This window comes from Rhodococcus sp. (in: high G+C Gram-positive bacteria) (assembly GCF_049286785.1).
Classification (GTDB): Bacteria; Actinomycetota; Actinomycetes; order Mycobacteriales; family Mycobacteriaceae; genus Rhodococcus_F.
In genome coordinates this window covers 1-12633 of the sequence record NZ_JBAQEO010000256.1, presented here as the reverse complement: position 1 = coordinate 12633, position 12633 = coordinate 1, and the positions used below count along the sequence as shown (strand labels likewise).

Here is a 12633-nt window from a genome sequence, read left to right as displayed (position 1 = left end):
ATTTCGGTCTGTACTCGGAGGAGTTCCTCTCGGTCCGTCCGCTTCTCGAGGCCATCCTCTCTCCCGAGGCGGTTGTGCTGCTCGTCGACGAGGTGGACCGTACCGAGGAGTCGATGGAGGCGCTGCTCCTCGAGGTTCTCGCCGAGAAGCAGGTGACGATTCCGGAGGTGGGAACGTTCACTGCGCGCTCGGCACCGTGGGTGATCCTGACGTCCAACGACACTCGTGAGCTCTCACCCGCGCTCAAGCGCCGGTGCCTGCACTACCACCTCGATTATCCGACGCCGCAGCGTGAGCGGGACATCGTCACGGCCAGGGCTCCCGAGGTGAAGGTGTCGGTCGCGGAGGAGGTGGTGGAGCTCGCCCGCACCCTGCGCGAGCTGCCGTTGCGCAAGAGCCCGTCCATTGCGGAGGTGATCGATGCTGCCCGGGCTGCCACGGTCCTCGAAGCGACGGGAGTTGCCGCGGGTTCGGGCGCCCGGGAGATCCTGCTGACCGCGCTGCTCAAATACACCAGCGACCACGATGTGGTTCGGACCGGGCTCGGCGGTACCGAACCCGCGGAGCCGAAGTCGGCAGATGCGCCGGGCCGATCCACAGAAAGGGTGACTGTGGCCTCCCGCCCAGCCAACACCACGACGGCTGTGTTCCGCGGGCGCGGCGGTCAGGACCGCGGCGGTATCGGCGCGGGCCGGCGAGCAGGACGCTGACGATGTCTGCTTCCGGTCTTCTCGACGTCCTGGCCGCTTCGTTCGGAAACCTGTTGCGCCGCTGTGGCGTCGCGGTGTCTCCCGCCGAGGTGATCGAGGTGCGCAGGGTCCTGGCCTTGATGGGGGCGCGAGATCTGCCGGCGTTGCGCGCGGGGTTGCGTGCAGTGTGCGCCAAGTACTCCTATGAACACGCTGGTTTCGACGACGCGTTCGACGTGTTCTTCGCAGCGGTGGCCACTGCGGCGCCGGGCGACCGTTCGCCTTCGCGGGTCGAACCCGCGGTGGGCCTACCCACCACGCTCGAGGTGGGGGACGGGGCGGAGACCGCGCGATACGCCGAGTACAACGAGCGGGCGGCCGAGGTCGGCGATCGTTTCGACACCCCCGAGGCAGAGAAGGGATTCAACCCGCACAAAGACGACGACGATGTGAGCATGACGTCGAGCGACGCGGACCTGTCGGTCGATTCTGCCGCCGAATCCGGGCGCCGCGGTGTCACGTACACCGTCGAGGTCCAGCGGGCGGCGAGTACTGCTGTCGGGGACCTGGCGTCGTCGGCGAGCGGTGCGGTGGCCGGCACGTTGTCGTGGAACGATCCGGAGTCGATACTTGCGTGGCTGGACGCGTACGACCCGAGCAGAATCTATGCCGATTCCGGCGAAGACGAGCTCCTCACCGCCGCCCAGCTGAACCGTCTGGCGGAGGCGGTGGAGGCGTTCGTCACGGCATTGGCCGACGCACGGGACCGGACAGCTTCGCCCCGGCCGCACGCGACGACGGGCACCGGTGGCCGAGTCTCGGCGACCTCACGGGCGGAGGTGAATCAGGCGTGCTACGAGGTGCTTCGGCGGATGCGCGGACCTGTCCGTCCGCGGCCGCGAGAACTGAGCGCGGGCAGGCTCGACATGAGGCGCACCGCTCGCGCGGGACTGCGCACCGACGGCATCCCCTTTCACCTCATGGTGCGGTCGCCGCGCCCGGACCGTGCACGGGTACTGATCCTCGCGGACGTCTCCCTGTCCGTGCGGCCCGTCACCGCTTTCACTCTCCGGCTGGCGCAGGCCATGCACCGTCGGGCGCACCGCTGCCGGGTGCTGGCCTTCGTGGATCGACCCGTCGATGTCACCGACACCCTGCTCGCGGGTGGGGGCGACGACGTGCTGGCTTCCGTCCTCGCCGATCCGCGCATCGATCTCGAGGCGAGCAGCGACTACGGCCGGATGTTCTCGGGCGTTCTCGGCGAGTTCGCCGCCGACGTGAACTCTCGCACGTCACTGCTGGTGGTCGGGGACGGACGATGCAACGGTCTGCCACCTGGGGTCGATGAGCTCGCCGCGCTGCGCCGCAAGGTTCACCGGCTGGCGTGGATCACTCCCGAGCCCGAGCGGTACTGGAATCAGGCGTCGTGTGCGATGCCGGACTATGCGGAGTTGTGCGATTCCGTGGTTGTCGCGCGCGACGCGACTCAGCTGATGGCCCGTGCCGCCGAGCTGGGTCATGCGCTGCGCTGACCAGGGTGCTGTACCTACCCGATCGGGTAGGTAAAGGACCTGTCCTTCGGCCGGTGCGGTCGTCTGTCCCTGCCCGTAGTGTCGGGGTGGAGAGCTTGTAACCTGGGTCACACCATGCAGAGCGCCTCTGCCTAGCCGACGGGAGGAAAGTCGACGTGTCTGTCTCGCCCCCTGGCCCACGCGCCACCGACTCTGGCAGGCTCGTGAAGTTTCATGCGCCCGAGATCGTCTTCGGGGTCGGCTCGATGGTCGAGGCCGCCCACGCGGTGCTGCGGCTCGGGGGTTCGCGACCGATGCTCGTCACCGACCCCGGCCTGATCGAGGCGGGGTGGGCGTCGGAGCTCCGCGATCAGCTTCTCGAGCAAGGCCTCGCCCCTGTCGTGTGGAGTGCGCTCACACCCAATCCCAAGGATCACGAGGTGACGGCCGGCCACGAGGCATATCGCGAGGGCGAATGCGACGTTCTCGTCGCTCTCGGCGGCGGTTCGGTGATCGACGCGACCAAAGGCATCGCGGTGCTCGCGGCGAACGGTGGCAACATCCTCGACTACGAGGGCGTCGATCAGGCGACCAGTCCCATCCCGCCACTGGTGATGGTGCCGTCGACGTCGGGCACGGGTGCCGACGTGTCGCAGTTCTGCATCGTCACGGACACCATGCGCGGGACCAAGATCACGATCATCGGGCGGGCCCTCGTGCCCGACGTGACGGTGATCGACCCGCGCCTGCTCACCACCATGCCGGAGTGGCTCAACGCGGCCACCGGCCTCGATGCGCTGACACACGGTATCGAGGCCTTCGTTTCGCTTGCCCACAACCCGCTCACCGATCATCACGCACTGCGGGCGGTCGGCCTGGTCACCGACACTCTGGTACGGACCATCGAGGATCCGATGGAGATGGAGGCGCGTGCCCTCATGGCGCAGGCGAGCCTCGAGGCCGGGCTTGCATTCACCAATGCCATTCTTGGTGCAGCGCATGCGATGAGTCATCAGGTCGGGGGCCTGCTGGACCTGCCACACGGAGTCATCAACGGCATCCTGCTACCACACGTCATCCGATTCAACAGCATGAGCGACGCCACCCCGTTCGTGGCGATCGCGGCCGCCCTCGGTCTCGAGGAACACCGCGGGTCGTCGCGGGAGGCGGCGCTGGCGGTCGCGGATCGGGTGCAGCGGCTGGCGGCCGAGGTGGGTGTGCCGAAGGGACTGGGAGAGTTGGGTGTTCGCGAAGAGGACCTGTCCCGTCTCGCCGAGTTCGCTCTGCGTGATGCGTGTATGTCCACCAACCCACGTACGGCGACGCAGGAGCAGATGGTGGCGTTGTTCCGGTCTGCGCTGTGACACGTGAACGTGGTGACGCGGTGACTGCCCCGGACTTGTCGACGCTCACGGGACTCCGGTCGGGCAAGCCGACCTTCTACCCGCAGTATCGCGGCGCCGCGGAGCGTCTCGAGCGGGTAGTGCACGCGCTCGAACTCATTTCGCGGGCGTTGGTTCGCACGGTGGAGGGCCCCGAAACTCTGGTCTGTGCCGTGGCCGAGGCGGCTCGGGCGCATCTGGACGCACGGTGGGTGGCGTTCGCGCTCGCCGACGGCATGCTGCCCGATGCCGGTCCGCGCCGGCTGGTGCTCGGCCCGGATGCCACACCCTTTCTGGTCGATGACGTCGAGGGACCGCCGTTGCCGCAGGAGGTGGTGGAGTGTCTGGCGGACATCAGGTCTGCCCGCACCGGAGGCGCACCCGTGATCGATCCACACCACGCCTTCGTTCCGATCGTTCTCGAGGGTGGGATGGTCGGAGCCTTCGCGGCGTGGACCGCGGACCGGCGAACCCTCGACGCGACCGACGGCGCAGTACTCAGCATCCTGGCGAGTCAGACCGCGGTGGCCCTGCAGAACTCGGCGCTGTACCAGCGTGGGCAGCTGCTCCTCGAACGTGCAGAGCAGGCCTACGCGGAGGCACGGCGGAACGCCTCCGATCTCGCAGTGCGCAATGCCGAGCTCGAGGCCACCCAGCGTCAGCTCGGGGCAGCGCACCGGCACCAGGTCCTCGACGAGGAACGGCACCGCATCGCCCGCGAACTGCACGACAGTGTGACGCAGGCGGTGTTGTCGGCCGGAATGCAGATCGAGGTCTGCCGGAGCGGAGTCCCGGACGTCGAGCGCAGCGAAAGACTGGATCTGGCCAAGGAATTGACGCGACGGGCCGTGGAGCAGCTGCGCTCGGCGATCTATGCGCTCAATCACTCGGGTAGCTCCGACCGGACGTCGCTACCCGAAATGCTCGAACAGCTCGGTGTCGTGCACATGCCCGATGAACTCGAGGTGAGGGTCCGGGTCGGTGGCTCCCCGGCCGAACTCTCGGGCGATACGGAGCATGCGTTGTTGCGTATCGCGGGCGAAGCCCTGTTCAACGCGGCGGTGCATGCCAACGCGACGCGCGCGGTCGTGCAGTTGACGTACTCGGCGGACTCGGTGCTGCTCTCGGTCGCCGACGACGGAGACGGCGATCCGAAGCGGATGCGGCTGATGCTCCGGATGGCGGCGGACAGCGACCTCGACGGCCGTCACCGGGGGCTGGCGAACATGCAGGCGCGGACGCACGAACTCGGCGGCACACTCGAGGTGGCACGGGCCAGGATCGGCGGGGTGCGGGTGGCTGCCCGGATCCCGCTCCGTCACGACAGCGAGGTGAACCGATGACCATTCGAACCGTGGAGCGTGGGCAGTCCGGGGGAGTGCGACCCACGTCCGTCGTGCGGATCGTCCTCGTAGACGACCATGCGATCCTCCGTCAGGGACTCCGCTCGGTACTCGAGCGCGAACCCGACCTCGAGGTGGTGGGAGAGGCGTCGTCGAGTCGGGAAGCCCTGGCCGTGGTGGAACAGGCCGCCCCGGACGTCGTGCTCGTGGACTTGAAGCTGTCGGCGGCATCCGACTACGAGGGCCTCGCGTTGTGTGCGCAATTGTCCTCTGCCGATGGTGAACTGGGGCTGCTCGTGCTCACGACCTTTCTCGACGAGCAGCTGGTGGTGCGCGCCGTCCAGGCCGGGGCGAGGGGCTATGTGGTCAAGGATGTGGACACCACCGAGCTGGTACGCGCCATTCGCGCTGTCTCGCGCGGCGAGAGCGCCTTCGACTCGCGCAGCGCCTCCGCGGTGATCCGCTCGCTCAACGGGCAGACGACGCCGCGGGAAGGTCTGACCGAACGCGAACTCGACGTCCTCCGGTTGCTGGCCACGGGGCTGTCGAACGCGAAGATCGGTGAGAGGCTGTTCATCTCGGCGACCACTGTGAAATTCCACGTCAGCAATATCATGCGCAAGCTGAGCGTCAGCAGACGCGCCGAGGCAGTGTACGAGGCCGGCAAGCTCGGATTGATCTAGCTTTTCCGCTTCGCCCGCCATTCCTCGAGAAGGCGGGGGAGTTCTTCGGCGATGTACTGAAAGAAGTCGCGGATCTCGGCGACGCGCTGTCCTGCTTCGGAGTCGGCTCCGAGGATCTCGATACCTCCCTCGATGATGTCGGAGAACTCCGTGAGTGCGGACTGCCGGGCGATGAAGGCGTCCGCCCACATGTCGGCGGTCACCTGATAATGCTGCCGACGTGATCCGGGTACCCCGACCACCCGGGAGGTCAGTCCCATCTGGACGAGATAACGCAGCGCACCGGAAACCGCGGCGGGGCTCACTTCGAGGTGTGCGCTGATCTCGCCGGGGGTCACCGTATCGGCCTCGTGCGAGATCATGAACGCCCAGACGCGGGCGGGCATGGGCGGGAAGCCCATTTTCACGAGTGACAGGGCGAGTTGCTCGACGAAGTGCCGCACCTCCGGCGCATCGCGCGGGGCTGCAGTCTTCGTCATTGCACCCTCCTTGCACGATTGTATGGGTCTTCACACATTTGTGAAATCAGAGTACGGTACCAGGCATGGGCGCTGCAATCACGGTGAAGAACCTGGTCAAGACCTTCGGACCCACTCGCGCGCTGGACGGCCTCGATCTCGAGGTGGGGGCGGGGACGGTCCATGGATTCCTCGGCCCGAACGGCTCCGGCAAGTCGACGACGATCAGGGTCCTCCTCGGGTTGCTCCGCGCAGATTCGGGCACGACGCGGCTCCTCGGTGGCGATCCCTGGCGGGAGTCGGTGTCGTTGCACCGACGACTGGCCTATGTGCCCGGTGAGGTCAACCTGTGGCCGAATCTCACCGGTGGAGAGGCGATCGACCTCCTTGCGGGGCTTCGGGGAGGGCTCGACGAGTCACGCCGGAGCATGTTGCTCGAACGCTTCGAGCTCGACCCGACCAAGAAGGCTCGCACCTACTCGAAGGGCAACCGGCAGAAGGTGGCACTCGTCGCCGCGTTCGCGTCCGACGTCGAGCTCTACATACTCGACGAGCCGACGTCGGGACTGGATCCGTTGATGGAGTCGGTCTTTCAGGACTGCATTCGGGAAGTGTCCGATGCCGGCAGGACCGTTCTCCTGTCGAGTCACATACTCGCCGAAGTCGAGGCGTTGTGCGACAGGGTGAGCATCATCCGTGAGGGGCGGACCGTGGAGTCGGGCTCACTCGCCGAGCTGCGACACCTCACGAGAACGTCGGTGACTGCCGAGACCGCGAAGCCGGTCACCGGGCTCGAGGCGCTGGGCGGTATCCACGACGTACGCGTCGACGGTTTGCACACCCGCTGCGAAGTGGACACCGGTGAGCTCGACGGCGTCCTGCGCCATCTCCTGGAGTTCGGGCTCACGTCGCTGACCTCGACACCGCCGACTCTCGAGGAGCTCTTCCTCCGCCATTACGGGGACGAACTCGCCCGGGAGGGTGAGAATCACCGACGCGCAGAGTCCGGGGTGTCGGCATGACCGTCACACGAGAGGCTCCCACAGTGGGCCGGGCCGATCCGGTTCGCGGCGGACCGTTCACCGGAACGGCGCGGCTGGTACGGCTGGTCCTGAGGCGCGATCGAGTTCAGCTCCCCATCTGGCTCCTCGCACTCACGTTGACCCAGGCATTTTCGGCGTCCACCGTCCTGGGGCTGTACCCGACCGAGGCAGATCTGTACTCCTTCGCCGTGGCCACCGCGGCTTCGCCGGTGGCGTTGGCCACCAACGGTCTTATCTCCGGATACAGCTCGGGCGCGATACTCGCGAGCCAGATCGTCATGCCTCTTTCCTTGGCGGCCGGACTGATGAGCACTCTGCTGGTGGTCCGTCACACCCGGCAGAACGAGGAGACGGGCCGGGCGGAACTTGTCGAGGCTGCTGTGGTGGGACGAAAGGCCTTGCTCACCGCGGCCATGATCGTGGCCGTGGCCGCGAACGTTGTTCTCGCGCTTCTCAACGTCGCAGTGCTCATGGCTCAGGGACTTCCGCTCGAAGGATCGGTGGCTCTCGGCGCCGCTGTGGCGGGTTGCGGAATCGCTTTCGCCGGCATCGCAGCGGTCACGTCGCAGGTGACCGATGGAGCGCGTAGTGCCAACGGGCTGGCCGGCGCCGCCCTCGGCGCGGCGTTTCTGTTGCGCGCCGTCGGCGACATGTCCGGATCGGTGACGGAGAACGGAACTCGCGTCATCAGCGGGTGGGCCGCATGGTTGTCGCCGATCGGATGGGCGGAGCAGGTTCGCGCTTTCGACGACAACGCGTGGTGGGCTCTGATTCTGCCGGTGGCATTTTCGATCGCGATGATCAGTGCCGCGTTCGTGCTCATCGAACGCAGAGACATCGGTTCAGGCCTCGTTCCGACGCGACGCGGCCCCGATCGCGCTCCGCGCTTTCTCCCCACGGCATTCGGATCGGCGTGGCGGATACAGCGGATGATCCTGTTCTGGTGGGTGGTCGGCATCGGGATCCTGGGTCTGGCCTACGGCTCGATCGGACAAGAGATCGACGACTTTCTCGGCGAGGGCGACGAGGTTGCCGACATGATGGAGAAACTCGGAGGCGGTACGCAGGACATGGTCGACGCGTACTTCGCCGCCATCTTCGCCATGATGGGTGTCGCGGTGGCGGGCTACGCCGTTCAGGCGCTGCTGCGAATGCGTGGCGAGGAGATCGCCGGACGGCTCGAGCCCGTTCTCGCCACCGCGATCTCTCGTCCGCGGTGGATGCTGGCACACGTGTCGTTGGTGGCGGCCGGTGTGGTGGCATTGCAGATACTCACCGGCGCGGCAACGGGATTCGCGTACGGTCTCGTCACCGAGGATGTGCCGGGCAAGGTCTGGAGCCTGACCGGGGCGGCGCTGGTCTACTTGCCTGCGATCTTCGTGGTCGCCGCGGTAGTGGTACTGCTGTTCGGCGGCTTCCCGGTCTGGTCCACGGGGCTGTCCTGGGGTGCGCTGGCCGCCGGCCTGATCTTCGGAATGCTCGGCCCCTTGTTCGGATTGCCCGACTTGGTGCGCGATCTGTCACCGTTCACCCACACTCCGGCGGTGCCAGCGGTCGATGTTGCTGCTACCCCACTGTTGTGGTTGACGGGGATCGCGGTGGTCCTCGTAGGGACGGGAATCGTGCTGTTCCGTCGCCGTGACCTGGTGATGTGAGGGCTCAGGCGTCGAGAACGAGCCATCCACCGTGGTGCTCGAACACCTCGAAGGGGCGACCCGTCGATTCGCCGAGGCGCTGCAGTGCCGGAATGTCGAAGGTGCGGATGTGGCCGTGGCAGGCCGTAGCCTCGTCCTCGAAGGGCACGGCGATCACCACTCTCTCGCGGGCGATGCGTAGCGCTTCCGAGACTACGGCGGCACCGATGCTGCGATCGACGTGTTCGAGGAGATGCACTGCGGTGACGGTGTCTGCGCTGTCGTCGGGAACCGGTACGTGGGCGGCGTCGCACACGAGCGTCCCGATGCCGAGTCCCAGTCGCGGCGCCACGGCCTCCAGCAGTGTGACGGTTCCGGGGTGGATGTCCGTGGCGGTGACCACCCGGCCGGACCGGGCGAGGCGGAGCGGCAGAAACCCGAAGCACGACCCGAGGTCGAGGACCGAACCGCGGACCAGCTCTTCGGCCTTGTCGTGAATCGGCGCAAATTCGGCGGTGCCGTCGAGTAATTCGTTCAACGAATTGCGGTAATAGACGGTCCATGCCTCGAGGGGATCGTCGACCGTGCTGCGGACCAGTCCGACCATGACCGTCTCGAACTCGTCCTGCCCGAAGTCGGCGTCCTCGATCGAGGACGTGACTCCGGCAACGAGTCGTTCGCTGAGATCGTCCGGCGTAAGAGCGTGCGTGACCCGCAGCCGCTCTCCGTCACGGTCGAGTGTGATGGGGCCGCGTCGCACCCGCTCGACGGTGACGTGGCGATGGGTCCACAGTCCCGGAGCGCAGGGCGCGAGTGAGTCGAAGGCTGGAACGTCGAGCGTATCGGTCATCGGTATTCAACCTTGGTGAGAGAGGGAACTCAGGCCATCGTAGAGGGTCCGCATTCCGTCGGAGAGTAGTCGGGGTAGCGCGAGTGAGCTGTCGTCCAGCCACTGTTCGTACGCCGACATGGCAACGCCGAGTAGCAGATAACCGACTGTGCGAGGGAGGTGATCGGTCGGCGCGACCCCGAGCCGTCCGGCGACATACTCCGCGATGACCCTGCGCCAGCCCTCGTACATCACCACCGAATAGGCCTGCAACGCGGGCACCCGAAGGATCAGGTCCATGCGTTTGCGGTGGTTCGCCTCCTCACTGTCGGGAATGGCGTTGAACTGCAGTAGAGCGGAGGTGAGGCCGTCCGCGATCGGGATGTCGGGGGGCAGTGCCTCGAGTTGGGCGCGCATCTCGTGGAGGTGGGCGTCGAAGTCTCCCCAGGGAATGGCGTTCTTGGACGGGAAGTAGCGGAACAGGGTGCGACGGGCGATGCCGCAGGCCTCCGCCACCTCGTCCACGCTCGTGGTGTCGAACCCCTGCCGGGTGAAGAGTTCGATCCCGACGCTACTGATCCGGTCCTGGGTGGTGGACGGGCGTCTGCCTATCCGACTGGACGGTTTTCGACGACTTTTCAACTTTGCTCCCTCCCGGTCTGTCATTGTGCACTCAATGCCATTACAGTGGTGAGGCGAGTCACAGGGTAACCCCACCGTGGAGTGGAGGATCCGGTGACTCGTCGCCCCATCACCGGACAGTAGGAGGAAATCATGTCGGATCGCGACAACAACGTGCTGGACAACGACCTGATCGAGGAGTCGCTCGTCGAAGAGGTCTCGATCGACGGTATGTGCGGCGTGTACTGATCATGTCCACTCCCGCTTCGTCGACAAACGCTTCAGGTATCGATCTCGACGTGGCGTGGAAGCTTCATCCGCAGGTGGCGCTGCGCCCCGAGCCGTTCGGGGCGCTGCTCTACCACTTCGGGACCCGCAAGCTGTCGTTCCTGAAGAACCGCACGATCGTTGCGGTGGTCGAAGCTCTTCCTGCGCACGCCGACGCCCGGTCCGCCTTGCGGGCGCAGGGCATCGGGGACAGCGCTGCGCCGCAGTACGCGCGGGCGCTCGGCACACTTGCCGAGTCGCACATGATCGTCCCCGCCTGATCCGCCCTTACCCCGTACCAGAGGACAGCCCATGACCTCCATGCTCGAAAGGCCTTCCGCAGTGACACCCCCCGTCGCTTCGCTCGCCCCGGTGGGCCGACTCGTCGACCAGTTCGAACTCGGTCTCGACGCCCCCATCTGCCTGACCTGGGAATTGACCTATGCGTGCAACCTGTCGTGCGTGCATTGTCTGTCCTCGTCGGGACGGCGCGACCCCCGTGAGTTGAGCACCGAGCAATGCAAGTCGATCATCGACGAACTGCAGCGCATGCAGGTGTTCTACGTGAACATCGGTGGCGGTGAACCGACGGTGCGCTCGGACTTCTGGGAGCTCGTCGACTATGCCACGGCCCATCAGGTCGGTGTGAAGTTCTCCACCAACGGCGTGAAGATCGACAAGAAGGTGGCCGAGCGCCTTGCGGCCAGCGACTACGTCGACGTGCAGATCTCCATCGACGGCGCCACCGCCGACGTCAATGACGCTGTGCGAGGTCCGGGTTCGTTCGCGATGGCCGTGCGCGCGCTGGCGAATCTGAAGGAAGCCGGTTTCAAGGACGCCAAGATCTCGGTGGTCGTCACACGCCACAACGTCAGCCAGCTCGACGAGTTCAAGGCTCTCGCGGACAAGTACGACGCGACCTTGCGCATCACGCGTCTGCGTCCGTCCGGCCGCGGCGCGGACGTGTGGGATGACCTGCATCCGCGCCCCGAGCAGCAGCGTGAGCTCTACAACTGGCTCGTAGCCAACGGTGAGGGCGTCCTGACGGGTGACTCGTTCTTCCACCTCTCCGCTTTCGGTGATGCACTGCCCGGTCTGAACCTGTGCGGCGCCGGCCGCGTGGTGTGCCTGATCGATCCGATCGGCGACGTCTACGCTTGCCCGTTCGCGATTCACGAGCAGTTCCTTGCCGGAAACATTTTGGCGGACGGCGGTTTCCAGCACGTATGGCAGCACTCGGATCTGTTCCAGGAACTGAGGTCCCCGCAGACCGGTGGAGCGTGCAGCAAGTGCAATCATTACGACTCGTGCCGAGGTGGGTGCATGGCCGCGAAGTTTTTCACCGGACTGCCCATGGACGGACCCGACCCCGAATGCGTCCAGGGCTACGGCGAGACAGCGCTCGCGGGCGCGCGTGGTGAGGTCCCCAAGTCCAGCGTCGACCACTCCCGGACCGGCGAGCGGCGGACTCCGCGGGCGCCGGTTCCGTTGACGCTGATGGTGCGTCCACCGGCCAAAATTTGTGACGAGAACCCCCTCGCGGGAATGGAATAGAGGTTTGTGATGGCTAAGAGTGGATGGTTCGAGACCGTTGCCGAGGCGCAGCGACGGGCCAAGAAGCGGCTCCCGAAATCGGTATATGCCGCACTGGTCGCGGGTTCCGAGCGTGGAATCACCGTCGACGACAACATGGCGGCGTTCGGTGAGCTGGGTTTCGCTCCCCATGTGGTGGGCCTGTCGGACAAGCGTGAGCTGGCGACCTCCGTCATGGGGCAGCAGATTTCCATGCCGGTGGTGATCTCGCCGACCGGCGTGCAGGCAGTGCATCCCGACGGTGAGGTCGCGGTGGCCAGGGCCGCGGCGGCCCGCGGAACGGCGATCGGGTTGAGCTCCTTCGCGAGCAAGTCCGTCGAGGAGGTCACCGCGGCCAACCCGCAGACCTTCTTCCAGATGTACTGGGTCGGCACCCGTGAGGTACTGGCCCAGCGGATGGAGCGGGCCCGCGCCGCCGGTGCCACCGGCCTGATCGTCACCACCGACTGGTCCTTCTCCTACGGACGCGACTGGGGCAGCCCGGCCATCCCGGAGAAGATGGACCTCAAGGCCATGGTCCAGTTCGCCCCGGAGGGCATCACCCGTCCGCGGTGGCTCTACGAGTTCGCGAAGACCCGCA

Annotated in this window: 14 protein-coding genes; 11 read left to right on the top strand and 3 right to left on the bottom strand. The window is 66.4% G+C overall.

Annotation, left to right across the window (positions count from 1 at the left end):
• The 5 genes from WAW17_RS10360 to WAW17_RS10340 form a co-directional block, all read left to right on the top strand.
• On the top strand, positions 1-710 hold a 710-nt coding region (locus WAW17_RS10360), incomplete at its 5' end, for an AAA family ATPase (protein WP_422332898.1).
• Between the two features lie 2 nt (positions 711-712).
• A complete protein-coding gene (gene madC, locus WAW17_RS10355; protein WP_422332897.1) occupies positions 713-2221 on the top strand; it encodes a MadC family VWA domain-containing protein in 1509 nt (502 codons plus the stop codon).
• A gap of 155 nt (positions 2222-2376) precedes the next feature.
• A complete protein-coding gene (locus tag WAW17_RS10350) occupies positions 2377-3564 on the top strand; it encodes an iron-containing alcohol dehydrogenase (protein ID WP_422332896.1) in 1188 nt (395 codons plus the stop codon).
• Positions 3565-3584: 20 nt separating this feature from the next.
• Complete coding sequence (locus WAW17_RS10345) at positions 3585-4925, top strand: MadS family sensor histidine kinase (protein WP_422332895.1); 1341 nt, start codon at positions 3585-3587, stop codon at positions 4923-4925.
• Positions 4922-5608: a MadR family response regulator transcription factor gene (locus tag WAW17_RS10340; protein WP_422332894.1), complete on the top strand. Its 687-nt coding sequence runs from the start codon at positions 4922-4924 to the stop codon at positions 5606-5608. Before WAW17_RS10345 ends, WAW17_RS10340 begins: the two co-directional genes overlap by 4 nt.
• Here WAW17_RS10340 and WAW17_RS10335 read toward each other — a convergent pair.
• Positions 5605-6087 (bottom strand): GbsR/MarR family transcriptional regulator, encoded by a 483-nt coding sequence (locus WAW17_RS10335; RefSeq protein ID WP_422332893.1) that lies wholly within the window; start codon positions 6085-6087, stop codon positions 5605-5607. The genes WAW17_RS10340 and WAW17_RS10335 overlap by 4 nt on opposite strands.
• Positions 6088-6152: 65 nt before the next feature.
• Between WAW17_RS10335 and WAW17_RS10330 the strand changes: the two genes are divergently transcribed.
• A complete protein-coding gene (locus tag WAW17_RS10330; RefSeq protein WP_422332892.1) occupies positions 6153-7088 on the top strand; it encodes an ATP-binding cassette domain-containing protein in 936 nt (311 codons plus the stop codon).
• Complete coding sequence (locus WAW17_RS10325; protein WP_422332891.1) at positions 7085-8764, top strand: ABC transporter permease; 1680 nt, start codon at positions 7085-7087, stop codon at positions 8762-8764. The genes WAW17_RS10330 and WAW17_RS10325 overlap by 4 nt, the downstream gene beginning before the upstream one ends.
• A gap of 4 nt (positions 8765-8768) precedes the next feature.
• Here WAW17_RS10325 and mftM read toward each other — a convergent pair whose 3' ends face one another.
• Complete coding sequence (gene mftM / locus WAW17_RS10320) at positions 8769-9593, bottom strand: mycofactocin oligosaccharide methyltransferase MftM (RefSeq protein WP_422332890.1); 825 nt, start codon at positions 9591-9593, stop codon at positions 8769-8771.
• 6 nt (positions 9594-9599) lie between these two features.
• Positions 9600-10214 carry a mycofactocin system transcriptional regulator gene (mftR, locus tag WAW17_RS10315; RefSeq protein ID WP_422332889.1) on the bottom strand — a complete coding sequence of 205 codons (615 nt, stop codon included), beginning with the start codon at positions 10212-10214 and terminating at the stop codon, positions 9600-9602.
• Between the two features lie 132 nt (positions 10215-10346).
• On the opposite strand from mftR, the gene mftA reads away from it, so the two are divergent.
• The 4 genes from mftA to WAW17_RS10295 all read left to right on the top strand — a co-directional run.
• Positions 10347-10442, top strand: a complete 96-nt coding sequence (gene mftA / locus WAW17_RS10310; RefSeq protein WP_422332888.1) for a mycofactocin precursor MftA — start codon at positions 10347-10349, stop codon at positions 10440-10442.
• 2 nt (positions 10443-10444) lie between these two features.
• The gene (mftB, locus tag WAW17_RS10305; protein ID WP_422332887.1) at positions 10445-10741 is read left to right on the top strand and encodes a mycofactocin biosynthesis chaperone MftB; all 297 of its coding nucleotides are present in this window, start codon (positions 10445-10447) and stop codon (positions 10739-10741) included.
• A 31-nt stretch (positions 10742-10772) separates the two neighbouring features.
• Positions 10773-12014, top strand: coding sequence for a mycofactocin radical SAM maturase (gene mftC / locus WAW17_RS10300; protein ID WP_422332886.1), 1242 nt, complete (start codon positions 10773-10775; stop codon positions 12012-12014).
• A 9-nt stretch (positions 12015-12023) separates the two neighbouring features.
• The coding region (locus WAW17_RS10295; protein WP_422332885.1) for an alpha-hydroxy-acid oxidizing protein at positions 12024-12633 on the top strand (610 nt) is incomplete at its 3' end.

Bases quoted from the DNA above. Each gene is read 5' to 3' on its own strand.
- WAW17_RS10340 (WP_422332894.1), top strand. From the start codon at position 4,922: ATGACCATTCGAACCGTGGAGCGTGGGCAGTCCGGGGGAGTGCGACCC.
- madC (WP_422332897.1), top strand. From the start codon at position 713: ATGTCTGCTTCCGGTCTTCTCGACGTCCTGGCCGCTTCGTTCGGAAAC.
- mftB (WP_422332887.1), top strand. From the start codon at position 10,445: ATGTCCACTCCCGCTTCGTCGACAAACGCTTCAGGTATCGATCTCGAC.
- mftC (WP_422332886.1), top strand. From the start codon at position 10,773: ATGACCTCCATGCTCGAAAGGCCTTCCGCAGTGACACCCCCCGTCGCT.
- WAW17_RS10330 (WP_422332892.1), top strand. From the start codon at position 6,153: ATGGGCGCTGCAATCACGGTGAAGAACCTGGTCAAGACCTTCGGACCC.
- mftM (WP_422332890.1), bottom strand. From the start codon at position 9,593: ATGACCGATACGCTCGACGTTCCAGCCTTCGACTCACTCGCGCCCTGC.
- WAW17_RS10325 (WP_422332891.1), top strand. From the start codon at position 7,085: ATGACCGTCACACGAGAGGCTCCCACAGTGGGCCGGGCCGATCCGGTT.
- mftA (WP_422332888.1), top strand. From the start codon at position 10,347: ATGTCGGATCGCGACAACAACGTGCTGGACAACGACCTGATCGAGGAG.
- WAW17_RS10335 (WP_422332893.1), bottom strand. From the start codon at position 6,087: ATGACGAAGACTGCAGCCCCGCGCGATGCGCCGGAGGTGCGGCACTTC.